Source organism: Nonomuraea africana (assembly GCF_014873535.1).
In the GTDB taxonomy this organism is placed as follows: Bacteria; Actinomycetota; Actinomycetes; order Streptosporangiales; family Streptosporangiaceae; genus Nonomuraea; species Nonomuraea africana.
Map to the genome: position 1 here is coordinate 18,850 of NZ_JADBEF010000002.1, position 20,134 is coordinate 38,983.

Annotated in this window: 31 protein-coding genes; 11 read left to right on the forward strand and 20 right to left on the reverse strand. The window is 69.3% G+C overall.

Annotation, left to right across the window (positions count from 1 at the left end):
* The first annotated feature begins 128 nt into the window (after positions 1–128).
* The 4 genes from H4W81_RS45915 (at position 129) to H4W81_RS45930 (ending at position 3,048) form a co-directional block, all read left to right on the forward strand.
* Positions 129–500: a hypothetical protein gene (locus H4W81_RS45915; protein ID WP_192781514.1), complete on the forward strand. Its 372-nt coding sequence runs from the start codon at positions 129–131 to the stop codon at positions 498–500.
* Positions 501–508: 8 nt separating this feature from the next.
* Positions 509–1,591 (forward strand): MAB_1171c family putative transporter, encoded by a 1,083-nt coding sequence (locus H4W81_RS45920; RefSeq protein ID WP_192781515.1) that lies wholly within the window; start codon positions 509–511, stop codon positions 1,589–1,591.
* 5 nt (positions 1,592–1,596) lie between these two features.
* On the forward strand, positions 1,597–2,142 hold the full coding sequence (locus H4W81_RS45925) for a hypothetical protein (protein ID WP_318782539.1): 546 nt from the start codon (positions 1,597–1,599) through the stop codon (positions 2,140–2,142).
* 720 nt (positions 2,143–2,862) lie between these two features.
* The gene (locus H4W81_RS45930) at positions 2,863–3,048 is read left to right on the forward strand and encodes a hypothetical protein (RefSeq protein ID WP_192781517.1); all 186 of its coding nucleotides are present in this window, start codon (positions 2,863–2,865) and stop codon (positions 3,046–3,048) included.
* 131 nt (positions 3,049–3,179) lie between these two features.
* On the opposite strand, the gene H4W81_RS45935 is transcribed toward H4W81_RS45930, so the two are convergent.
* The 8 genes from H4W81_RS45935 to H4W81_RS45970 all read right to left on the reverse strand — a co-directional run bounded on the left by H4W81_RS45935 (position 3,180) and on the right by H4W81_RS45970 (position 7,795).
* A complete protein-coding gene (locus tag H4W81_RS45935) occupies positions 3,180–3,860 on the reverse strand; it encodes a DUF4145 domain-containing protein (protein ID WP_192781518.1) in 681 nt (226 codons plus the stop codon).
* Positions 3,861–3,985: 125 nt separating this feature from the next.
* Positions 3,986–4,294, reverse strand: coding sequence for a peptidoglycan-binding domain-containing protein (locus tag H4W81_RS45940; RefSeq protein ID WP_225960929.1), 309 nt, complete (start codon positions 4,292–4,294; stop codon positions 3,986–3,988).
* Positions 4,295–4,333: 39 nt separating this feature from the next.
* Positions 4,334–5,140, reverse strand: coding sequence for a peptidoglycan recognition protein family protein (locus H4W81_RS45945; RefSeq protein ID WP_192781520.1), 807 nt, complete (start codon positions 5,138–5,140; stop codon positions 4,334–4,336).
* A gap of 453 nt (positions 5,141–5,593) precedes the next feature.
* A complete protein-coding gene (locus H4W81_RS45950) occupies positions 5,594–6,013 on the reverse strand; it encodes a hypothetical protein (protein ID WP_192781521.1) in 420 nt (139 codons plus the stop codon).
* A 2-nt stretch (positions 6,014–6,015) separates the two neighbouring features.
* Positions 6,016–6,276 carry a hypothetical protein gene (locus H4W81_RS45955; protein WP_192781522.1) on the reverse strand — a complete coding sequence of 87 codons (261 nt, stop codon included), beginning with the start codon at positions 6,274–6,276 and terminating at the stop codon, positions 6,016–6,018.
* A 69-nt stretch (positions 6,277–6,345) separates the two neighbouring features.
* On the reverse strand, positions 6,346–7,029 hold the full coding sequence (locus H4W81_RS45960; RefSeq protein ID WP_192781523.1) for a hypothetical protein: 684 nt from the start codon (positions 7,027–7,029) through the stop codon (positions 6,346–6,348).
* A gap of 152 nt (positions 7,030–7,181) precedes the next feature.
* Positions 7,182–7,442, reverse strand: a complete 261-nt coding sequence (locus tag H4W81_RS45965; RefSeq protein ID WP_192781524.1) for a hypothetical protein — start codon at positions 7,440–7,442, stop codon at positions 7,182–7,184.
* Positions 7,443–7,528: 86 nt separating this feature from the next.
* Positions 7,529–7,795 (reverse strand): molybdopterin-binding domain-containing protein, encoded by a 267-nt coding sequence (locus tag H4W81_RS45970; RefSeq protein ID WP_192781525.1) that lies wholly within the window; start codon positions 7,793–7,795, stop codon positions 7,529–7,531.
* Positions 7,796–8,076: 281 nt separating this feature from the next.
* Between H4W81_RS45970 and H4W81_RS45975 the strand changes: the two genes are divergently transcribed.
* The 6 genes from H4W81_RS45975 to H4W81_RS46000 all read left to right on the forward strand — a co-directional run bounded on the left by H4W81_RS45975 (position 8,077) and on the right by H4W81_RS46000 (position 12,397).
* Positions 8,077–8,982, forward strand: a complete 906-nt coding sequence (locus tag H4W81_RS45975) for a hypothetical protein (protein WP_192781526.1) — start codon at positions 8,077–8,079, stop codon at positions 8,980–8,982.
* 241 nt (positions 8,983–9,223) lie between these two features.
* Positions 9,224–9,550, forward strand: a complete 327-nt coding sequence (locus H4W81_RS45980) for a hypothetical protein (protein WP_192781527.1) — start codon at positions 9,224–9,226, stop codon at positions 9,548–9,550.
* 65 nt (positions 9,551–9,615) lie between these two features.
* Complete coding sequence (locus tag H4W81_RS45985) at positions 9,616–9,933, forward strand: hypothetical protein (protein WP_192781528.1); 318 nt, start codon at positions 9,616–9,618, stop codon at positions 9,931–9,933.
* Between the two features lie 62 nt (positions 9,934–9,995).
* The gene (locus H4W81_RS45990; RefSeq protein ID WP_192781529.1) at positions 9,996–11,489 is read left to right on the forward strand and encodes a phage tail tape measure protein; all 1,494 of its coding nucleotides are present in this window, start codon (positions 9,996–9,998) and stop codon (positions 11,487–11,489) included.
* Between the two features lie 78 nt (positions 11,490–11,567).
* Complete coding sequence (locus H4W81_RS45995; protein WP_192781630.1) at positions 11,568–12,023, forward strand: hypothetical protein; 456 nt, start codon at positions 11,568–11,570, stop codon at positions 12,021–12,023.
* A 200-nt stretch (positions 12,024–12,223) separates the two neighbouring features.
* Complete coding sequence (locus H4W81_RS46000) at positions 12,224–12,397, forward strand: hypothetical protein (RefSeq protein WP_192781530.1); 174 nt, start codon at positions 12,224–12,226, stop codon at positions 12,395–12,397.
* A gap of 310 nt (positions 12,398–12,707) precedes the next feature.
* Here the strand turns inward: H4W81_RS46000 and H4W81_RS46005 are convergent, their stop codons facing one another.
* The 6 genes from H4W81_RS46005 to H4W81_RS46030 form a co-directional block, all read right to left on the reverse strand.
* Positions 12,708–13,238, reverse strand: a complete 531-nt coding sequence (locus tag H4W81_RS46005) for a helix-turn-helix domain-containing protein (RefSeq protein WP_192781531.1) — start codon at positions 13,236–13,238, stop codon at positions 12,708–12,710.
* Between the two features lie 43 nt (positions 13,239–13,281).
* Entirely contained in the window at positions 13,282–13,998 is a 717-nt protein-coding gene (locus tag H4W81_RS46010; RefSeq protein ID WP_192781532.1) for a helix-turn-helix domain-containing protein, read from the reverse strand.
* 25 nt (positions 13,999–14,023) lie between these two features.
* Positions 14,024–14,830 carry a 6-pyruvoyl trahydropterin synthase family protein gene (locus H4W81_RS46015; RefSeq protein WP_192781533.1) on the reverse strand — a complete coding sequence of 269 codons (807 nt, stop codon included), beginning with the start codon at positions 14,828–14,830 and terminating at the stop codon, positions 14,024–14,026.
* A gap of 65 nt (positions 14,831–14,895) precedes the next feature.
* On the reverse strand, positions 14,896–15,162 hold the full coding sequence (locus tag H4W81_RS46020; protein WP_192781534.1) for a hypothetical protein: 267 nt from the start codon (positions 15,160–15,162) through the stop codon (positions 14,896–14,898).
* Positions 15,159–15,434: a hypothetical protein gene (locus tag H4W81_RS46025; protein WP_192781535.1), complete on the reverse strand. Its 276-nt coding sequence runs from the start codon at positions 15,432–15,434 to the stop codon at positions 15,159–15,161. Before H4W81_RS46025 ends, H4W81_RS46020 begins: the two co-directional genes overlap by 4 nt.
* Before the next feature lie 64 nt (positions 15,435–15,498).
* Positions 15,499–15,735, reverse strand: coding sequence for a hypothetical protein (locus tag H4W81_RS46030; RefSeq protein WP_192781536.1), 237 nt, complete (start codon positions 15,733–15,735; stop codon positions 15,499–15,501).
* A 616-nt stretch (positions 15,736–16,351) separates the two neighbouring features.
* Between H4W81_RS46030 and H4W81_RS46035 the strand changes: the two genes are divergently transcribed.
* The gene (locus H4W81_RS46035; RefSeq protein ID WP_192781537.1) at positions 16,352–16,513 is read left to right on the forward strand and encodes a hypothetical protein; all 162 of its coding nucleotides are present in this window, start codon (positions 16,352–16,354) and stop codon (positions 16,511–16,513) included.
* A 127-nt stretch (positions 16,514–16,640) separates the two neighbouring features.
* Here the strand turns inward: H4W81_RS46035 and H4W81_RS46040 are convergent, their stop codons facing one another.
* From H4W81_RS46040 to H4W81_RS46065, 6 genes are all read right to left on the reverse strand, one after another.
* Positions 16,641–16,928, reverse strand: a complete 288-nt coding sequence (locus H4W81_RS46040) for a hypothetical protein (RefSeq protein WP_192781538.1) — start codon at positions 16,926–16,928, stop codon at positions 16,641–16,643.
* Positions 16,925–17,509, reverse strand: a complete 585-nt coding sequence (locus tag H4W81_RS46045; RefSeq protein ID WP_192781539.1) for a hypothetical protein — start codon at positions 17,507–17,509, stop codon at positions 16,925–16,927. The genes H4W81_RS46040 and H4W81_RS46045 overlap by 4 nt, the downstream gene beginning before the upstream one ends.
* Before the next feature lie 74 nt (positions 17,510–17,583).
* Positions 17,584–18,492, reverse strand: coding sequence for a hypothetical protein (locus H4W81_RS46050; protein WP_192781540.1), 909 nt, complete (start codon positions 18,490–18,492; stop codon positions 17,584–17,586).
* Positions 18,493–18,522: 30 nt separating this feature from the next.
* On the reverse strand, positions 18,523–19,476 hold the full coding sequence (locus H4W81_RS46055; protein ID WP_192781541.1) for a deazapurine DNA modification protein DpdA family protein: 954 nt from the start codon (positions 19,474–19,476) through the stop codon (positions 18,523–18,525).
* 64 nt (positions 19,477–19,540) lie between these two features.
* Complete coding sequence (locus tag H4W81_RS46060) at positions 19,541–19,744, reverse strand: hypothetical protein (protein WP_192781542.1); 204 nt, start codon at positions 19,742–19,744, stop codon at positions 19,541–19,543.
* Positions 19,745–19,769: 25 nt separating this feature from the next.
* Positions 19,770–20,129, reverse strand: a complete 360-nt coding sequence (locus H4W81_RS46065; RefSeq protein WP_192781543.1) for a hypothetical protein — start codon at positions 20,127–20,129, stop codon at positions 19,770–19,772.
* Between the last annotated feature and the right edge of the window lie 5 nt (positions 20,130–20,134).

Below are 20,134 nucleotides of genomic sequence, written 5' to 3' on the forward strand. Positions count from 1 at the left end.
CATCTTGCGTGCCCTCCCCTGACCTGGTTGCCGCCTGTGAGGCTGCGCCTATCCCCCAGCCGTTCACGCTGGCCGAGTTCCTCCGGCGAATCCGTCGCTCGCGAGGACGGCCGCTCCACGTCCACCGGATGCCCGCCGAGGCATCCGGGGCGGTGACCGGGCTGTGGTTCGCCACCAGGAAGGCCGACCACCTGTTCTACGCGCCCGGCGCGGCCGGGGTCCTGCTGACCAACATCCTGTTACACGAGATCGCCCACATGCTGCTCGGCCACGGCGACGTCGGCGGCGACGCCGAACGTGCCCTGCGAATCCTGGTAGAGCCCATCGTTGAAGCCTTCGAGGCGCGGCGGTTCAAGGCGCGTGCCCGATACGACACGCTCGAGGAGCGGGAAGCCGAGAAGCTGGCCACGCTGCTGCTGGTGCGGGCGAGCGAACGCCGAGACGACGGTGACGACGAGGGTCTGCGGATGCTGAGCCGCACATTCGGATACGAGAGGTAGCCTCCCGAATGACCCTTGTCGATTGGATCGCGCTCATCCTGCTGTGGGGCGCCGCGATCTCCCGAATCCGCCCGGCCGTGACCTCCTACTCGCAGAGGATGCTGTGGGCGGCGTTCACAGGCCTGGCCTTATCCAGGGTGTTCACCGCTGCCCCGATCGTGGCCTGGCTTGACGCGACGACCGGCATGGAGGTGGCCACCCTGGCCCGCCACATCACCGGCCTCGCATCCGCGACCTGCCTCCTCGCCTACGTGGAGGTCATCACCCGCCGCGACCTTCCCTCTCGCGCCCGCTGGATCTGGCCCACCGCCCTCATTGTGATCAGCGTCCTGACCACCATGTTCATCCTGCGAGGCGGCCGAATCTACTGGGTGGACGGCGCCCACGCCCCCGCCGGCGGCACGTCGACCGCGGGCCGCGCCTACCTTGCCGTGTTCGACGGCTGGCTCATCATCTGCCTGGCCGCGGCCGGGGTGATGTTCGCCCGGTTCCTGCGGGTCGCGCCACCGCTCCTGCGCGTCGGCCTGGCCCTGTCCACGATGGGCATGGCGGCCGGGGTCATCAACCGTGGCCAGGTGATGGTGGTGAACGTCGCCCACCTGATCAACTCGGACACCACGTGGGGGGAGTGGTCTGTGCTGGGCCGGACGAGCTTCCTGCTGTGCATCGTCGGTATCACGGCGGGAACCTCCATCCCGGCCTACCGGGCGCTGAAGGCTCGCATGCGGCTTGCCCGCGATCTGTCGGAGCTGCGGCCCCTATGGCAGGCGCTCGTCGACCAGTACCCCGGCATCTCGCTCGGTATGAAGGGCACCCTCGGCGCTCGCCGGGTACGGCGCGTCCTCGAAATCCGCGACGGCATGCTGTCTCTCACCTCCGTCGAGGAGCCGCCGGCCACAGAGGAGCCGCGCGAGGTGGCCGCGTGGGTCGCCGAGGCGCTGGCCGTCGCCCGTGCGGGTCGCGCCCCGGGTGTTCCTTCTGGGAAGATCCCTGGGCCCGATTTCGCCGGCGATGTGGAGATGGAGACGGTATGGCTGCGCGCGGTGGCGGCACAGTTCAAGCTGGAGAGAGCCGCGCAGCGCGTGCGGTGACGGAGGTGTTCGCACCCGCGCATCTGGTGATCGGGTTGCCGCTCGCGGTGGGCGCGATCTCGTCGGGCTGGGCGGGCCTCGGCTGGGGTGCGCTCGCGGCCGCCCTGTGCGGCGGCATCCCCGCGGGCGTGATCGCCCTGGGCGTGAAGTCCGGCAGGTTCGGGAACCGTCACATCACCACCAGGTCGGAGCGGCCGAAGCTGATCGCCGTGATCGTCGCCCTGGTGGTGGCGGCGCTCGTCCTGCTGGCCGTGTTGGGCGCCCCGATGGTGATGGTGGCGTGCGTCGCCATCATGCTGGCCACGCTCGCCGTGGTGGGCCCGATCACCCTCGTGTGGAAGATCTCGTTCCACACGGCGGTCGCGGCCGGCTCCGTGGTGATGCTCGCCAAGCTGCTGCCCGCCGTGCCGGTGTGGGTGCTCGGCGGGCTGGTGGTGGCGGCGATCGGGTGGTCGAGAGTAGCGATCAACGACCACACCGCGGCGCAGGTATCTGCGGGCGCGGTGGCGGGTGCAGCGGCTTCCTGGCTGACGCTCGCGGTGCTCCTATAGCTCGGCAGCAGTCGCTCATAGCTGCCCCCGGCGGCACGCCCAATCTGGTGTCCACAACATCGTACGGGAGTTCGATCGACTGAAGATGCTTGCGCCGTTCTCGGCGGGGAGCTCGCGCAAGACGTCGGCTTCCCCGCAACGCCAGTCTCTTCGGAGCAGGTGCCCCGCGGGTCCCGTTCGGGCGAACGCGTTCACCCTCTTGGGGCTGTCTGGCCCCGCCTCCGAGGTGGGCTCGGCGGGCGGCATGGCCATGGACCACGCGCCGCTCAAGGTCATGGAGAAGGTTTCGCGTTCAGAGCCTGCACGAGCTTTGCTGCGAGGTCAGAGGACCGAGGGCCGAAGGAAGTCGTCGGCTTCTTCGCCGACTACATCACCGAATACAGCCTTAGGATCGACAACCTATTAGCAGGTCCGAGCCTCCTGAGGGCGAATTGATACAGGTCAGAAGGTTATAGCTTCGGGCGCCCGTTCAGATGACAGGCCGCCCAACTACGGCGCTCACACTCTGTCGCTCCGCCGTACTAGCGTTGGATACGACGAAAGGGCCCCCAGCCGTGCCATCGGCTCGAAGCCCTTCTCGTCGCACTCAACACCGACCCCTGGAAGGAGGCCCGACGTGCTAAATGCCTGTACCTATCAACTCCAGGCTATCCATGCGCGTGGGGTGCCGCAACGGCGGCGCACTCCTTCCGGGGCCGGTCCGACCCGTATGGAGATTTCTTGCCCAACACGACCGACCAGTCCCCGCCTGCGACCCCGCCGCCCGGTGACGGCTTCTGGGTCTCCTCGAACGCCCTGCGGATCCTCGTCAAGGGCGCCATCGGGCTCGGCGTGGTGTATCTGGTCATCCGCGTGGGTGCCGATCCCGCGATCCTCGGCCCCATCCTGAGGTCCTTCAAGCTCTGACCTCATATCCCCCATCGTCTAGCGCTGGCGGCCGTCCTTCCAGGGCGGCCGCCAGCGGCATGTCACGGCCGGATGCCGAGTTCGCGTTCGAGCAATGCCGACGTCACGCGACCTGGCGAGGACATGAGCTTCTACGGGAAGGTGCCGCCGCTCACGGGGGGAATGCCGCCCTGACCGCTTACTGGAGCGGATGCTGCAGGAGCGGTGAAGCTGTTGGCGAGGTACTCCATCTCGTAGACCATGCGGAGCAACTGTTCGGTGAAGCTCAAGGTCATCTCGGCCCGGCTCCGGTCGGGCGTGGGCAGCTCGTGCGTCGCGTGGTTGCCGTGCTGGCGGATCATGTCCACCCACTTCTTCATCGGCGGAGTGATGTAGCCGAGGTTCTCCAGCGCCGTCAGGTACTGCACGAACGGCTTACCAGCTGGCTCGCCCTTATCCACGGCCACATACATAAGGATCTTGCGACACATGAGCTCGCACGACGTATAGCAGTTGGCGCCGGCCGCTTGCCGTGCCTCCGAATAGGCATCCGCTACCGCCTTCGGAAGTCCCTGGAGTTGCGATCCGGGCACGACGTTCGGGTACTGATAGCGGCGTTGGTTGACCACCATCCCCAGGTGGCATGTCGGGCACCGCAGCCAATGCACCCACGGAAAGCCGGTGGCATGCTCCGGCGCACTGGCGATCACAGCCGCGCCCACCTGGTCGCCACAGTTGCCGCATCTGATGCTCATGTGAGCTTCGGGGTCGGCCCTGTCCTTGTATTCGAAATGACGCACGTCTCCGTGCCCAGCGCCGTCGTACTGGTACACGATGAGCCTCCTTCAGCCTCAGCCGCGCGCCCCCAGTGAACGCGAAGCCTTAAATCGTCCCACGACCTTGAACACGCCATCCCCCACGTTGCACGGATTGAGGGGATTCGTGGTTACGCACCTGCTCACCCAGCGCCTGCCCCATTGTGGGCGCCCTCCTCGAGGAGCAGACCTTCGTCCGTAAGGACGAGATCACGGCCGCCGTTCGCGTGGGTGGTTTTATCCACGCAGCCGGTGACGAGCAGCCCGCGGTGGGCCTGGAGCTCGCGAGTGGCGGCCGCCGTGGCGGGCCCGTACCGGCCGTCGACGGTGACCGTGTAGCCGAGCTGACTGAGGCGGGCCTGCCAGGCTTCGACGTCAGGACCGCGCATGACCTGCCTGCCCTTCACGTAGACGAGGGGCCGCGACCAGGTAGCGGGTGCGCTGGTGGCCATGGTGGAGGGTTCTCCCATCGGTTCGTGCGGTCGAGGAGGTTAGAAGCCAGCGCGCCAGGTGTTCGGGCCGACGATCCCGTCCGGGACCTCACCCGCGGCACGCTGAAGGACGATGGTCGCGGCGCGCGTCATCTTGCCGAACTTGCCGTCGACGTCGATCGTGTAGCCGCGCTTGCGCAGCATGCGCTGCCACTGGGCGACGTCAGCGCCGCTCATGAGCGCGTCGGGCTTGTAGGCCAGGTACCGGCCTGGCCACGCGGACTGCTTTCCCGTGGACGGCGGCTTGGCGGGTGGTTTCGGTGTCTGGCCGCCCGGCGTGCCGGGGCCGGCACCGCCTCCTGGGCGGGGTGCGCCGTCCTTCACCCAGTCGTAGAGGGGCTTTCCGGGGCAGCTGGTGGAGAAGCCGTCGCGGTGGCCGCGGATCTCGTTGCCTGCGCGGCCGTGGGCACGCAGGTAGTCGATGGCGTCGCGGATACCGTGCAGGAGGCCGGGGTTGGGCTGGGTGAAGCCGGAGGAGCCGACGAGGGCGAGCACACTGTAGTGCTGGCTGTTGAGTCCGGCGCCGTTGGCTGCGGTCAGTTTGTGGGGGCCGCGTCCTTCGAACACCTTGCGGTGCGGGCAGGCGGCCATGCTGTAGGCGAGGTCCATCCAGCCGTTGCCGTCCATGTGGTGGTTCTGAAATCCCTGGACGAGCCGCACGCAGATGGCGTGGTCGTGGACGATCGAGGCGGGGACGACGCCGCCGGTGTAGTGGACCTTGGCGCCTCGGGTGGAGTTGATCGGGGTGTAAGCGCCCTTGGGGCGGCGGGCGTTCCACTCGTTGCGGGTGATCAGGTCGATGGCCATGCAGTCCCTCCCGTGCCGCTCCAGGTCGGTCGGGAGGATGCCGGGTTCGGGGGTTAGTGTCGCCTCGGACGCGGCGGCGGTGGTCTGGGCGGGACCTTCGCGGGGATCGCGGTCATGCGTTTCGCTGGCGATGATGCCCGAGCGCAGATCCGTAAGGCGCAGCCCCTGACGCCCTCGGTGGAGAGCGTCAGGGGCTAGGTGTGCCGTATCTGCGCCCCGGCCGGCCAGACGAGCCCGGTCCTCGCGTCTCTCGTCGCTTTGACGCGCGGTGAGGCTGTGCTGGCGGCCGTTCCCACGACAGGGACACGGCGTCTGACGGACTGTAGTGGATCGCTACGCGCTGAAGCCAGCAGCGGGGCCGGGGGCACGCTGGCCGGAGTGCCGGTCGCCGTGGCCACGAAACAGATCAGCGCCCGCCATACCTGGCGGGCGCTGTGGTGCTCCTCGGTGTGGCTATCGCCTGGCGGCGAAGTCGGCCTTGGAGGTGAGGGGCGCGGTACCCACGACGGTCAGGCCGCGCTCGCGGGCGAGGGTCTCCAGGTCGGCGAGGCCCTTCGCGGTGTAGACGTGGCCGATCGTCTCATAGTGCCCGTGGGTGTTGGTGGCGATGAGTACCCACTTGCCGCCTCCCTCCCCCGGCGCGGGGGCGGCCTCCGCGACGGCGGGCGACTGGGCGGGGAGCAGGTCGGCGGGGCATCCGAGTGCGGCGGCGTGCGGGGCGCACAGGCCGTACCGCCAAGGCCCTGCGGGTGTGGTCTCGTTGACGGCGGCGATGACCGAGTCGCTGGTGCACGCGGTGGGGGTGGTGCGACTGCACTGCCAGCCGCCGCGCTCGTAGGGGCGGAGTGGGGCGAAGCGGGTGATGGTGGTCATGGTCAGGCTCCGATCCGGGCGCGCTTGATGTCGATGACGGTTCTGCAGGAGCAGCACATGTAGAGGCCGTCCCGGTCGGTGCCGGGGGGCAGGGTGATCGTGGGGTCGTTGGGGGCGTACTCGAAGCCGGAGCCCTCGGGGGTGTTGTTGCACGGCCCGGCGCACTTCAGGGCGTCCCACTGATCGATGACCACGGTGGGGTAGGCGCGCCGCTCGCTGATCTCGTGGACGCGTGTGGGGATGACGATCTCGGGGGTGCTCATGGTGGTCTTTCGGAGGAGTTCGGAGGGTTGGTGTGGGCCCCCGCCCGGTGTGGGCGGGGGTGGGGTGGTTCAGAGGCGGCGCATGGTGTCGACGAAGTCGGTGGCGGTGGGCGCGTTCGTCTTGCCGCTGGTGATCTCCAGGACGTGCAGGGTGTTCATTCGCGCCCGGTGGCGGGCCAGGCTCTCCAACTGGACGACGTTGGCGAACCGCCAGGAGTCGGGCAGGTCGTCGGCGCGGACGAGTTCGCCGATGATGGGCGCGTCGTCGGGCTGCTGTGTAGAGCAGAAGGGGTGGCAGTCCTCGCTCTCCTGGGCTCCGCAGTCCGCGCAGCCCGCCAGGTCGGGGTAGGCGTCGGCGTAGCGGGTGCGGGCGGTGTCGAGGATGTGGGTGAAGCGGGGGTTGTTGTCGCCGTAGGCGGGGGTGGTGAGCCAGGCGCGCAGGCTGCTGACCGACACCATGGGGGTGAGGTGGGCAGGGAATCCGGCGGCGATGGCGGTGGCCACGATGCTGGTGTCGGTGAGGTAGTCGAGCCAGGCGCGGGCGATGCGGCCGAGCTCCTTGATCTCGGGCAGTTCGTGGCCGGTGGGGAGTCCGGCGAGGGTTGCGCCGGTGAGGTAGGCGTCGCGGGCGTCGCGGAGGTACTTGGCCAGCATGGGGTAGCGGGCGGCGACCATGGGGACGACTTCGGCCTTGGCCTGGTATTCGCGGCCGTTGGAGACGGCGGCGGCGATCTTGTTGAGGGTGCTGGTCATGGGGGTCTCCTGGGGCTGGTTGGTGGTGGTGGAGGGGACCGCAACCCCTCCGCCTCACGCTTTAAACTGTAGGGGTTATTTACTTGATTGGCAAGTGGGGTGGGGATCTTCATCCCTGCCCGCGCCACCCGTGAGCGGTGCGGGCGCGAGGGCTACTCGGGGCAGTGGGGGCAGATCTCCGGCTCGTAGCCCTCGGGGCTGAGGTAGACGTTCACGCCCGCCTCGGCGCAGACGAACGCGACGGGGTCGGCCTGGCAGCAGCCGGTGTAGGCGCTCCCGGCGAGGTTCTCGTGGAGGGCCGGGTGGCGTAGGCCGCAGGTGGGACAAGCGGGGTCGGCGTGGGGTGTGAACGGGGGCTCACAGCGGCGCACGCGTGCCGGGAGGGTGGGGGCCTGGGGCAGGGCGAGGGTCACCGGGGGTCCTTGTTGGAGAGGGTTCCTGGGGCTTGTGATGGCGCGGGGCGGGCGGCCCGCATGCTGCCCGCCTCGCGCGTTTGCGGCTAACGGCCGCCGCAGTCCTCACAGACGGCGATCTCCTCGCCGGAGGCGTAGGTGGTCGGCTGGTCGGTGACCTTGGCCTGGCACACCTCGCAGAGGCGGACGTCGCCGGTGGCGATCGCTTCGTCGATCAGGTCGAGGAGTTCACCCTGGGTGGTGATGGCGGCGTACCACCATCCCCGGTCGGTGAGCAGGTCGGCGGCGAGTTGGACGGCGTGGCCGGTCAGGGTGGCCGCGATGCCGGTCGGCTCGATCGCGAGGGTGGTCATGTGCGCCTCCTGGGTGTTTGGGCTGGGGGACCGCAACCCCCTGCCTCACACTTAAAAGTGTAGGGGATGTTTATTCTTATGTCCACCCAAGGTGTTGATCTCCCGCTGGAGGCTGGCCAGCCACTTCCCGATCCTTCGCTGAGCTGGGAAAACGAGGACTTCTAGATCTCCTGCGACGGTCCGCTCCACCCGATTGCCAAGATGGTAAACATGCCCTACAGTTTTAAGTGTGAACGGAGGGGTTGCGGTCCCCTCCGCCACCCAACCCAGGAAGGACCAACATGGTCTCCATCAGGGCATACGCCCTCACGGGCATCGTCGCCCTCGCGGCACTGCTCACCCCCGCCACCGCCCACGCGAGCAACGGCGGCAGCATCACCAGCCCGACCGGCGGCGACACCGTCAAGGCCGGGACGGCGGTCACCATCACCGGCGACGTCGCCAACGTGTGCGACGCACGCATCACCGTCACCCCGCCCACCGGCGGCAAGGTAACCGTCGCGACGGCCCCCGCTGACCCGACATGCCAGCCCGCCAGCCTGGCGGGCACCTACACGCCCACCACGCCGGGCAGCTACACCCTGACCCTCGCGGCAGGCAAGGGCGCGGAGATCGACACGGTGACCTTCACGGCCACCGCGCCGCCCTCCCCCACCCCTTCGCCCACCAGCGCGCCCGTGGAGTCCTCCGCGCCGCCCACGGACACCCCCGCCACGAGTACGCCGGATCCTACGGACACGCCGAGCAGCCAGCCGAGCGTCACCACCACGGTCAGGATTCCGATCAAGAAGACTGCGCCGAAGGCGTCGGCCACCCCGACCGCCAAGCCCGTCAAGGCCGTGCCTGCCCCCACGGTCACGGTGACCGCCACCGCGCCCGCTCCGGCCATTGTGGTCGCCCCTCCCGCCCAGGCCCCGGTGTCGGCCGCGCCGACGATCGAGCCGGACACGGAGCTGAGCATGGAGCCGGTTGAGCCGGTGGTCGCGCCCGTGGCGAGCGCCTCGCCGACCAGCTCGGCGGGCGCGCCGATCGACCCGGTCGCGATGACCACGGTCGGCGACGTGAGCGGCATGGGCGTGGCGTTCAGCGCGATCGGCAACGTGGTGCTGCCGATCGCCGGGATTCTCGCCCTGGCGTACGCCTGGATGGCTCGCCGCCCGGCGGGCCGCCACGGCGACAAGGAGTAGCCCCTGCTGGTGCCCCGGCTACGGCCGGGGCGCCCCCTCCGCTCCCGAGGTTGGGGCGCGCCGAGGTGAGGGCATGTCCCGTGGATTCGCCCTGGTCACAGCCAGGCTCAGGGCGCGGTGAGCGTCCACCCCAGCGTTGTCGATCCCACCCACTTGCCAGGAAAGTAAACAGCCCCTACACTTTTAAGTGTGAAACAGGGGGTTGCGGTCCCCCAGCCCCGGAAAGCCCCAGGAGGTACAAATGATCACCAGCAGGAACCTGGCCCAGCAGCTCGCCGAAGACCTGCACGTCGCGGTCGCCCTCGGCGAGTACACCGTCGAGAACGCACTCCGCGCCCTCGACATCCTCACCGCCTTCGGCGACGTCGAGCAGCTCCACATCTACCGGGCCGCCGACCCCATGGGCCAGGCCAACTCCTGGACCCGCCTCCAGGACGGCACCATCCGCCCCGAGTGGGGCAACGCCCGCAAGATCTGGAACCACCAGCACGGCCCTCAGAAGGGCGTGAAGGTCCTCCCGGACCTGATCAACACCTGGGGCTACGAGATCGCCCACTTCGCCCAGTAGGACGCTCCACTGCCCGCCCCGCCCCGGGGCGGGCCCCTCTCCCTTCACGAGAAAGCAACCCTTCTATGAGCATCTCGACCCGCACCGATATCGCCGAGTACACGGTCACTGTCACCGTCCGCGACGTCGCCGCCCTGACCGACTACGCCAGCAAGACGTTCGTCCCGGATCAGGTCGAAGTCCGCTGGATGCGGCGGCAGGAAGAGCAGTGGCGGCGCTGGATCACGGTCTCCGGCCCGCTGCTGCGGAAGGACGGCAGCACCGGCGTCCGCCGTACCGAGCGCTGCCACACCCCCACCACCCGCGAAGAGTGGTGGCTGCCCGCCGAGTACCAGGAGCTGGCCGACTCCACCCGGCCCGACCACTTCCCCCTCCCCGCCTGACCGCGCCCTCCTCGGGCGCGGCCGTCCGTACCGGCCGCGCCCCGCCCCCGACAGGAAGACCCGTGAACCTCACCGCGACCCTCTCCGTGCCCATCACCCTGCCGGACGGCCAGCGCCTCGCCCCGCACACCAACCTGCCCGGCCCCGGCAGCACTCTCGGCAACCTCCCCACCCCGATCCTCACCGGCCGCCTGATCCCCATCCACGCCGGTGCCCTGTCCTGCCTCCCCGACGCCGACCCCTTCACCGCCGTGGTCCTCGACCGGAGCGGCCCCTTCCAGACCGAGGCGTACGCCGCCGTCGCCCCCATCGCGGGCATGCCGTTCCTGTCGCTGCGCTGGGACGCCGACGAGCAGCAGGTGGCCGACGTCGCATGCTGGGAACACGGCTACGAGGCCGCCCGCGCAGCCGGATACCTGGCCGTCTGGCGCGGCGCCGAGAGCCAAGTCCACGTTGGGCTCCGCTGGTACGGCAGGGGCGCCCGCCGAGTCATCGGCCCGCGCTGGGGCGGCATCGTCACCCGCACCGGTGGCCGCTGCGTCGTCTACACCGACCACCAGGACGAGCCCATCGGGACCGCCCAGGGCTTCCTCAGCGGCGCACGCAAGCTTGCCCGCCACCACGGCCACCCCTCCCGGTCCGTGGTCATCGAGACACCTACTGACCCTTCCCCGCTTGGGCGCGGCCCGCACCGCACGGGCCGCGCCCCTCCCCCTGAAACGGACCTTCTGATGGACTACCGCATCGACCCCACCCTGACCCCCGACCAGTTCCGCGCGGCCTATCGCCGCGCCGAGCAGGCTGACCGCCTCGGCTGGACCATCCAGCAGGCCCACGCCATCCGGCTCGCGGCCGCCGGCGACTTGCACCGCGACGCGCGCGGCTACTACCAGACCGGTGTTCGCGCCCCGCGCGGCCGAGCAGTCGCCCGCGACCGTATCCGCGCCCTGGCCGCCGCCGGGTTCCTCACCGAGTCAGAGACGGGCGTCACCTTGACCGGCGACGGGAAGGCCGCGCTGGCTGTGTGGGAGGAGTTCCACCCCGTCCCGGCCGTCGAGGAGGCCGAGCCGGTCGCGCCGCTGTACGGCGGGCAGGAAGCACGCCGCCGCCGCCAGGCATGGGAGGCGGCCATGGCGCGCCACCAGGCCGATCTCAAGGCGCGTACGGAGGCGACGCTGGCGCGGCTGGAAGCGTCGGAGAAGGCCGAGCGTGAGCGACGGCAGCAGCGGTACGCGAGCAGTTTCGTGAGCGTGTGGGACGCGATCAACGGGCCCGCCCCGGCCTACACCTACGAGAGCGACGGGACGGTTACCCTCGACGGGGTCGACGTCACCCGGTACGACGCGGACACCACGAGCGAGGCCTCGCCCGCCGAGGTTGCCCCGGTCGCCCCGCACACCGCCCCGCGCCGCCTGTTCCCCCGCACGGCCCGCCATACCGCTCGCCGCACGGCCGTGGCACAGCGCGGGCCCGCCCGCCGCACTGGCCGTCCGGCTGCCCTACGCCTCGACCGCGCCAGGCACGGCCGCCCGCCCCACTCGACCTTGACCCACTGACCCGACAGTGTGCGGGCCGAACCGCTCGGCCCGCACCCCCGCCCCCTTCGACCAGCCCCAGGAAAAGGACCCGCAGCCGTGAAGCACTCCACCCTCGCCCACCTCCTGGCCGCCAGGCAGCTCGACGACCACGACCACGAGCATCACGCCCACATCGGCGCAGGCAGCCAGACCATCAAGATCTGCCTGTGGTCGAGCAGCCAGCGGCCCGAGCTGGCCCGCGCGTACTTCGACGCCATCGCGCCGCATCTCGAGCAAGGATGGAGCCTTGACGTGGCCGCCACGTTCGGCCGACCGGTCGTCAGGTCGTTCACGATCTGGCGGGGCCCGGCGCAGGGGGAGCCCGAGCCGGTCAAGGCGCAGGACGCGCCGCTGCCAACACCGTCAGGCTGCCGTCACTGCGGCTTGGAAAAGCGCGACCACATGGGCCGATGGAAGTCAGGCGCGGGCTGGCACGGCTGGGTGGAGCCCACCGACGAGCAGCGCAAGGCGCGCATGCTCGACCGGCGCGCACGCCGCGCCGCCCGCCAGTAGGCCCGCTGTACGGCGAAGGCCCGAACCCACGAGTCTCGGGCCTTTCCTGCGTTTCCGGGCGGATCCCCCGCGGCTCACCCTACGATGGCCGCATTCCACCAAGAACGCGCAAGGAGCCAGCCGGAGGAGAGGGGGCAAAGAGCCGGAGGGAATCCGGACGCAACCCCTTCCGACCGTTCCTTGACTTGTGTGGAATCTCCATGACTTCTGATCGTGTTGTCCTGGTCGCGCTCGCCGTAGTGGCCGCCATCAGCATCGCAACTGCCCTCCTCCTCGCGGACGGCTCAACGTGGCCGGCCGCGCTCCTCGGCGGGCTCGCCGCCGGCGGCGCCACCCTGTGGGGGATGCTCGGCTGGCTCAGCAGCAGCCCATGACCCGGCTCGCTCCTCCCTGACTCCCGGTAGGTGGTAGGTGCGCACGCTCCCGTCGTAGGTGCGCACCTCCACCTCGAGCCCCAGGCGGGCCTCCAGCTCCGCAACGCGCGCCTCCACCCGACTGACGCGCTCCAGCGCCTCAGAGAGCAGCTTCTCGGCACGCTGCGGGACGGTGAACGGCTGCGCCCGATCAGCGACCGGAGCCGACAACCAAGGGTGCGTCTGCGTGAAGCGGCCCCCCATCAGCCTCCCGCCGTCACCGCCCGTACCCGAAACCGGGTCTACGTCTCCAGAATCCCCCGCCCCATACCTACTCACCGTCACCACCCGCCGATGCAGCCGCCGCCTGCTCGGCCTCGGCCGCCCGACGCTCCTTCGCCTTACGCACCCGCTCCAGCACGCTCTCCACCACCCCGTCCTGATGCGACAGCTCCACCGGCCGCCCCTCCGGCCCCGAAATCTCGTACGCCTTCACCGGCCTCCACTCCGGGTCCATCCGAGACATCAGCTCCAACGCCACCTTCCCGTTCGGCGGCGTCACCTGCGTCTCCTCCGTCCCGTCCGGCCGGACCGCCCGCTTGATCTCCACCCCGCCCACCGCATCCTGGTACGCCGCGTTGAACAGCTCCCCGATCACCTTCGTACGCGCGCGCGTACACCTGTCGGAGAAGTCGGAGAACAGCTCGGGGGCGTCGTCGGCTTCTCCTTGGGCGAGCCAGTCGTGGAGGGTGGCTCGGTTTACGCCTACGAGGGCTGCGGTTCGGCGTACGGAGTTGCCTGCTTCGAAGGCTTCGACGATCTTGTCGGCGAGGTCGGGGGTGAGTTTGGTTGGGCGTCCCACCGGGTCCTCCTGGTGCGTGTCGTGGTGGCTGGTGCCTTGGTGGTTAGGGGGTGGGGGTGCCGATGTTGCGGATGTAGTCGAGGACGGAGTTGCGGTAGACGGTGACGGCCTTCCCTACGCGGCGGCCCTGGAGTTCTTCCGAGTCGACGAGGGCGCGTACGCGCTGGGGGGAGAGGTCGAGGACGGTGGCCGCTTCGGTGGTGGTGAGGTCGTGGTTGGGGACGCGGCGGCGGAAGGCGTTGATGACGCGGGTGCGGTTGGCGTCGGTGTAGTAGCGGTGGGGTCCGCTGCCGGTGCGGAAGATACGGCCGTCTTCGTGGAGGGTGCGGACGGCGTAGCGGGCTTGGACGAAGGTGGTGTCGGGGGTGACGAGGTCGAGCACGGTGATGCCGTGGGCGCCGGTGGCGTCGATGCGCTGGTAGGTGCGTTCGGCGCAGGCGGTGATCTCTTCTTTGCTGCGGTAGGTGGTCTTCGTGTCGGTCTCGGGCTGTGCGTCGGGGGTGGCGGGGATGGTGCCGAAGATTGGGATGGTCGTCTCGGCGAGGAGGACGTCGCTGGTCTTCAGGTGGCGGGCCGCAGTGGTGATGCCGTCGAGGGTGACGGTGTCGGCCTGGGGGAGGAAGTCGGCGCCGGTGACGATGGCTCGCAGGCCCTGGGCGAAGTCGTCGGCGAGGTCGGAGAGGCGGGCGAACTCAGCGCGTGGGACGGCGATGGTGTCCTCGGCGGCGGCCGCGGCGGTCGTGGTGGGGGCGATGGTCATGGTCGTCTCTCTCCTGTTGCGGGGGCTAGTTGCTGTTGGGGGCCGGGCTCTGCTTGAGCCAGGCGTGGAGCTCGGTGTCGACGAGGGTTTCGAGCTCTCCGAGGGTGCGGCGCATCTCTCCGGTGAGGAAGACGCGGGCGGAGTCGGCGTCGACTCCGGTCTCCTGGACGATCTGCTGGACGAGGGCGGGCGCCTGGTCTTCGAGGAGCTGGCGGACGGTGTCGGGTCCGAGGTTGTGCCGGTGGGCGAGGCTGGCCAGGGCCTTGCGGCGGCCGTCGAGGGCGGCGCGGAGGCTGCGGGTGGAGAGGCTGGCGGGTTCGGGGTTGGGGTTGTGCCAGGTGGCCGCGTTGTTGTCGGTCTCGCGGACGGTGACGGTGTGGACGTGGACGTCGCGGCGGGTGGTGGCGGCGTCGAGCCAGGTGTGGGCGTGGTGGGCGAGCAGCTGCGCGACGCCCTCGACGGAAGGCCATGCGATGTCGGGGAAGTCGCGGCCGAAGATGAACAGGCGCTGGCCGCGCTCGTCGAAGGCCTTGGCGAGGGGCGAAGGGGCGAAGTTGTCGGTGTCCCAGTGTTCGGTGGTTGGGCGGAGGAGGGGGACGAGGTTGTCTCCGGTGCCGAGCATGAGGGAGTGGTCGAGCCGGGTGTCGATCCACTGGATCATCTGCTTCTTGAAGGCGCCGAACTCGACGAGGACGCCGTCCTTGTCGAGGGAGGGGCCGGCGATGGTGATGGAGACGCGCCAGGTGTGGCCGTGCAGGCTGGAGCATTTGCCGGCGAGGTGGGGGAGCGAGTGGGCGGCGTGGAAGGTGTGGTCGACGGTCTGGGTGTACACGGCCTGGTGGAGTCCCTCTGTGGGTGGTTCGGTGTCGGGCGCGGGGAGTGTGACAGGTTGCGCGGTTAGCGTCTTGTCCGGCTCGTGTAGGGCTGTGGCGGCCGGTGGGGGTGCGCGGTCGGGCGTTGGTCGCGTAGGAAGGCGCCGTCTGCGCTGTCGAGGAGGGTGCGCAGGGTGTAGAGGGCGGCGAGCGTCCAGGCGAGGACGGCGAGCAGGACATTGCCGGTGGTGAGGGCGGCCCACACGAGCACGGCGATAGTGAGGATTCGGCTGGCCTGTCCGGCGAGGGCGAGGGCGGCGCGGCCGCGGGTGTCGGCGTCGTTCTGGTTCATGCGCCCGGCCCTGCGGCGTCGGCGTAGCAGCTGCCGAGGCCGAGCGCGACCGGTGCGGGGGGCTGTGCCTGGCTCTTGCCGATGCGGGTCATGATCTGCATGAGGTCGGCGAAGCCGGGCCGCGGTGTCGGCGCGGCGGCGGGCGGGGCGAACCAGTCGCGCGGCTTGGCGGGCGCGGGGAGGGTCGGGGCGGCGGGGCATGGGAACGCGACGGTGGTGGCGCGCTGTTCGTGCAGCTCGGCGACCAACCGGTCATAGATCGGCGTGTTCATGCGCCGATGGGTAGCAGGTCGTTTCGTTAGCGTCGCGTCGCCCTGATCAGAGGGGGGCGGTGGGCTACTCGGCGGTGGTCTTGCGGGGGCGGCCGCGGCCCTTCGTCTGTCCTTCGTGGTGGGAGTTGACGGTGCAGCCGCAGGGGAGCGCGACGTCGTCGGGGTCGCAGTCTGGGTCGGGGTTGATGCGGCGGCCCTTGCACTCGTCGTGGTTGCCGGTGGCGCACGCGAAGGACCAGGTTTCGAGGACTTCTCTCGGCTGTCCGGGCGGCGGGACGATGGAGGCGTTCGCGGAGACCATGGGACCAGGATCGCATGAGAGCGCACATAAGCTGCTATGCGAACCCGTGTTCGATTATTTCGAGTCGACGTTATGAGTACCAACTATGGCTAGCAATAAAATCACCGATTTCTTTTGCGTAGTCAGATGTCGATATCTTCAGGCAACGCTTTAACGGATTAAACAATGTCGGCGGCGCTACGAATCGCGCTACCAAAACGCACAACGACACGGATTAAGGAACTGTAGAGAACCTGGAGAAACTCCAGAACCTCTAGAGCCTGGAGACCGTACAGAGCATGGAGACAATGGAGAGCATGCTAACCGCGCAGGCAGTGGAGCCACTGGAGACAGTGGAGAGCACGCTATCCGGAGGGGGAACGCGCAACTGCGCGGAAGGTCATGCTGGTCAGCAGGCTTTCTTCTCGGAAGGCTCCGCGTCTTTGAGAGATTTAGTTGCGGGCGCGGTCGCAGCGGCTACGATTAACCGCAACAGAAGGGGCCCGGTCTGCTGGCAGGCAGACCGGGCCCCACAGGTACAGCCCATCAGGCTGTTACGCCTCGCAGGCTAAGCGCCGGTACGAAACGCAATTGACACGTATTAGTGTAGCGCTTCGCTTGCAGCGTCTTCCTGGTCATGGGCATGTTCATCCCGGAGGAAGCCATGGAGTCCTGCAAGATTTCGATCAACCTCGACGTGCCGAGGCATGTTCAGCGCCTGGTGTGGATCGTGATGGTCATCGTGATCGCGGTCGTCGTGCTCGTACGGCACGGCGCCACCTTCGCCATGAGCATCTAGCTTCACCGGCGAGGCGGCCGCACTGCGGGCGTCTCGCCGAGCATGCCGGTCTGGCCAGGCACGTCAGGGCGGCCGCCCGGTTGTGCAGGGCGGCCGCCTTTACAGTGTCTATCTGTCTTGTGTCCTTCTACGCCGGATCAGGCGTCTTGTCTGATGGTTGCTCGCTCTCCTCCATGGTGGTGAAGAGGTCGGCCTGTCCGGTCACCTCCCGGTGCGTGCGGGGGACCTGGACGCGCAGGCGGCCGCCGCGGCGGTGCTGGCGCTGCCCGCGCCGGCACTTGTCGCCCTTGCGGTGGAGCAGGGACTTGTTCGCCCAGATGCGGCGGCCGCACCCTCTGCAACGCGACCAGGGGCGGCGGGCGGGTTCCTCTTCGGCCGAGACGGTTTGGTCGAGGAGGAGGAAGTCGTCGGTCACTCGCCGCCGCCAGCGAGCTCGGTGTCCTCGCACCCTGGGAGGGGCTCGTTGATGCGGCGGGCCAGGGCCAGGGCAGCGGTCCAGTCGTGGCGGATCTGGCCGCAATCGTTGGCCACGACGCGGCGGCGGTCGGGCCCGGTGAGGGCGGTGCCTGCGTAGCGCTCGAACGCGCCATGGTCGTCCATGTCGTCGGCCGCGTGGTCCAGCCACTCCTCAATGAACTCGGCCATGGCGGGGCTGGTGAGGGTGATCCATGCGGCTACGCGCGCGTCGAGCATGCCGGTGAAGAAGTGCGCCTCGTACATGGCGTCTTCGTGGGTGTGGGTGAGCCGGTCGTGGGCGACGGCTGCCTCTCCGGTGGCGGTGTAGGCGGGGCCGGTCATCGGCCCCCATGGGCTGTCGGTGCTGACGGACGGCCGGGTCGGGTCGGGCTGCTTGTTGTGGACGAGGTACCAGGGGTCCCATTCGTCTGCGCGTCCGGTCATGGTGGCGGCACGGGCGGCGGCGGCTCGCTCGCGCCAGGTGGTGAGGGCGGCGCGGATCTCATCGGCCGGGGTAGGGGCGGGGCTCGGTGTGGTCACGGTGTCTCCAGGGTGAGGGCCGCCCGGCTCGCGGCCGGGCGGGGAGCGGCGTCTTCAGGTCGGGTTGGTTGTGCTCAGTCGCTGGTGGGCCTGACGAACTCAGCGACGTCGTTCCAGCGGTCGGAGACGGCCGTTAGGAGGCTGCGCTCCTCCTCCATGTCGGCCGTGTCGAGTGCCCACTGGTCGTGGTCGAGCAGGTCGTCGATCTCCCCGGCGATGAGCGCGTCCAGGGTGGTGGGGTCCAGCGCGTCGAGCTCCCACGAGCTGTAGCCGTGCTGCTCGATGTAGCCAGTCGCGCGGGAGTCGGTCAGCTTGGCCGGGTTCGGCGGCGGGTTGTACTGCTCGACCTGGTCCATGTTGAGGGCGATGCGGCTGATCTCGACGTTGGCCCCGAACAGCTCCAGGCGGTCGCGGATGTCGCGCGTCATGTCCACCCCGGACGGGTCGTGGTCTCCCAGGTGGAGGATGACCGGCTTGTGGCCAGCCCGGTTGTAGCGGATGAGCCGCTGCGCAGCCTGGTAGACCTCCGAGATGCTGGTGTAGCCGCGGCAGGAGAAGTAGTCGACGTCATATCGCTCGCACACTCCGGCGATGACTCCGACGAGGGCGTCTTTCTCGATCCACACCTCGACGCGGTGGGGCTGGTTGGCCCACCGCTGGGTGCGGTAGCTGTAGGCGACGGACGCGACGATGTGGCTCGGGTCGTTCCAGTGGGGCAGGCCGCGCAGGTTGCGGGTGCGGTCGACGATGTAGTCCCAGTCCATGTCGCCGGCAAGCCGGGCGGCGGTGACGATTTCGCCGAGCCGGTTGTACTGGCGCTGGTGGTTCTCCAGCCAGCCGCGGGCGACGAACTGGTAGTAGAGCTGTCGCAGCGTGAGGTCGAACCCCTGGCGCTGGTAGTCGGCGCAGATGGCGTTGGCCTTCTCGATGATGTCGAGGTGGGCGGTGGAGAAGTTCTTGGGGACGTAGCAGCGGCGGGCCATGCGGGCTCCTGGGGCGTGTTGGAGGGGGAGTTAGGCGGCTAGGAACAGGTCGAGTTGGTCGGGGGCGGCAGGCTGGACGGTCGTGGCCTGCTTGGCGGGTTGGGGGCGCTGCTGTGCGGCGCGGGCGGGGGTGGGGAACAGGTCGAGTTGGTCGGGCGTGTGGATCTCGCGCTTGGCTTCGGCGGCGGCCGTCTCGACGCGGTCGCGCCAGTCCAGGGCGAATACCTGGCAGTTGGCTTCGCTCTTGTGGCGGGTGGAGCCGCACACGGTGGGGGTGCGGCGGCCTGCGTACGACCACGCCATGCTGTCGGCGGTGGTGAGGTATCGGCCGTAGCGGCGGATACCGGCGAGCTTGACGCCGAAGCCGTGCAGGGGGAGGTCCAGTCCGGCGAGGGTGCGGAAGATGTCGCCGATCTCTTGCGTGGCTTGGCGGCGGCAGACGGAGCCGACGCCGACGATCGGGTAGTCCTTCGCGAGGCGGACGCCGTACTTCTCGTAGAGGGTGACGCAGGCCAGGTAGTCGTCCACGGTCCAGCCCTGGATGACGGGCATGATCGGGCATTCGGTGGCGTCGCTGTACTGCGGCCACAGCTCGGTCAGGCGCACGAAGTTCTCGACGGTGCGGCGCTGGTGCTCGGCCACGGTGAGGCCGGTCTTGGCGAGCATCCACGGCTCGCACATCCAGTCCTGCGGGGCTGCCCAATCCAGGTCGGTGATCTTGTTGTCGTATCGGGTCAGCGCGCGGATGTACTCCTCGGGCGTGGTGACGAACTGGTGGTAGAGGGACAGTTCGGTGAATGCGCCGGAGTCGATGGCGATGTGGCGTCGGGGGGCGGGCCATTCGGGCGGCTTGGGGAGGGTCTTGTACGCGGTGAGGACGCGGTGGGAGAGGAACAGGCTCACGCCGGGCGGGGCGGTGGTGATCCAGTTCGGGCGGTGAGTACCGAGGTAGAAGTGCAGGTCTGTCTCGTCGTCGCAGATCACGGGGCTGTTCCTCCCTTCCGGGGCGGGTGGGTGGGCGGCGTGGGCAGGCGCCGCCCGGGGGAGGTCAGGAGTCGTACTTGGCGGCGATCTTCTTGGCGGCCTCCAGCTCGTTGCGGAGCCGGGTGATCTCGCGGTCGTTGGCCAAGTAGATGGACATCCACAGGACGGCCATGCAGCCGAGCACGCTGGCGGTGATGTTGTCGTCCAGGAACTGCTTGATCGAGAACAGAGCGAGCAGGATGGCGGCGACGGAGAGGTAGGTCCTCATGGGGGTTCCTTCAGGTGGGAGGGGGTCAGGCTGAGATCTGCTGGCGGAGGGCGCCGCGTGCGACGTAGAGGGCGGCGCGGTCGGCGAGGGCCTGTACGAGCGGGGTGGAGGCGAGCCAGGAGAGCGGGTCGGCCATGATGGCGGCGGCCTCGTCCTCAGCGGAGCGGAACACCTCGTCGTAGGCCTGGCTGTGGAACGCCGGGAGGGGCACGTCGCGCAGGGCGTTGGCGGCGGCCCGCGTGATGCCCTCGTGGTGGCGCTCGATGTAGGTGAGGACGTTGCGGGCGTCGCGCGGCTCCATGCCCGCAACCTCGATCTTGTGGCCGTACTGGTCGGTCCAGGTGTTGCTCTCGTTGAGGCGGGCGTACCAGTTCATCCGGGTCATCGATG

Excerpts from the sequence above, each read along its gene's own strand:
- H4W81_RS45980 (WP_192781527.1), top strand. The coding sequence starts at position 9,224 with ATGATCACCAGCAGGAACCTGGCCCAGCAGCTCGCCGAAGACCTGCAC.
- H4W81_RS45950 (WP_192781521.1), bottom strand. The coding sequence starts at position 6,013 with ATGACCACCATCACCCGCTTCGCCCCACTCCGCCCCTACGAGCGCGGC.
- H4W81_RS45920 (WP_192781515.1), top strand. The coding sequence starts at position 509 with ATGACCCTTGTCGATTGGATCGCGCTCATCCTGCTGTGGGGCGCCGCG.
- H4W81_RS45985 (WP_192781528.1), top strand. The coding sequence starts at position 9,616 with ATGAGCATCTCGACCCGCACCGATATCGCCGAGTACACGGTCACTGTC.
- H4W81_RS45960 (WP_192781523.1), bottom strand. The coding sequence starts at position 7,029 with ATGACCAGCACCCTCAACAAGATCGCCGCCGCCGTCTCCAACGGCCGC.
- H4W81_RS46060 (WP_192781542.1), bottom strand. The coding sequence starts at position 19,744 with ATGAGGACCTACCTCTCCGTCGCCGCCATCCTGCTCGCTCTGTTCTCG.
- H4W81_RS45955 (WP_192781522.1), bottom strand. The coding sequence starts at position 6,276 with ATGAGCACCCCCGAGATCGTCATCCCCACACGCGTCCACGAGATCAGC.
- H4W81_RS45945 (WP_192781520.1), bottom strand. The coding sequence starts at position 5,140 with ATGGCCATCGACCTGATCACCCGCAACGAGTGGAACGCCCGCCGCCCC.
- H4W81_RS45970 (WP_192781525.1), bottom strand. The coding sequence starts at position 7,795 with ATGACCACCCTCGCGATCGAGCCGACCGGCATCGCGGCCACCCTGACC.
- H4W81_RS46050 (WP_192781540.1), bottom strand. The coding sequence starts at position 18,492 with ATGGCCCGCCGCTGCTACGTCCCCAAGAACTTCTCCACCGCCCACCTC.
- H4W81_RS45915 (WP_192781514.1), top strand. The coding sequence starts at position 129 with ATGCCCGCCGAGGCATCCGGGGCGGTGACCGGGCTGTGGTTCGCCACC.
- H4W81_RS46035 (WP_192781537.1), top strand. The coding sequence starts at position 16,352 with ATGGGCATGTTCATCCCGGAGGAAGCCATGGAGTCCTGCAAGATTTCG.
- H4W81_RS45940 (WP_225960929.1), bottom strand. The coding sequence starts at position 4,294 with ATGGCCACCAGCGCACCCGCTACCTGGTCGCGGCCCCTCGTCTACGTG.
- H4W81_RS46010 (WP_192781532.1), bottom strand. The coding sequence starts at position 13,998 with ATGACCATCGCCCCCACCACGACCGCCGCGGCCGCCGCCGAGGACACC.
- H4W81_RS45975 (WP_192781526.1), top strand. The coding sequence starts at position 8,077 with ATGGTCTCCATCAGGGCATACGCCCTCACGGGCATCGTCGCCCTCGCG.
- H4W81_RS46020 (WP_192781534.1), bottom strand. The coding sequence starts at position 15,162 with ATGAACCAGAACGACGCCGACACCCGCGGCCGCGCCGCCCTCGCCCTC.
- H4W81_RS46025 (WP_192781535.1), bottom strand. The coding sequence starts at position 15,434 with ATGAACACGCCGATCTATGACCGGTTGGTCGCCGAGCTGCACGAACAG.
- H4W81_RS46030 (WP_192781536.1), bottom strand. The coding sequence starts at position 15,735 with ATGGTCTCCGCGAACGCCTCCATCGTCCCGCCGCCCGGACAGCCGAGA.
- H4W81_RS46000 (WP_192781530.1), top strand. The coding sequence starts at position 12,224 with ATGACTTCTGATCGTGTTGTCCTGGTCGCGCTCGCCGTAGTGGCCGCC.
- H4W81_RS46065 (WP_192781543.1), bottom strand. The coding sequence starts at position 20,129 with ATGACCCGGATGAACTGGTACGCCCGCCTCAACGAGAGCAACACCTGG.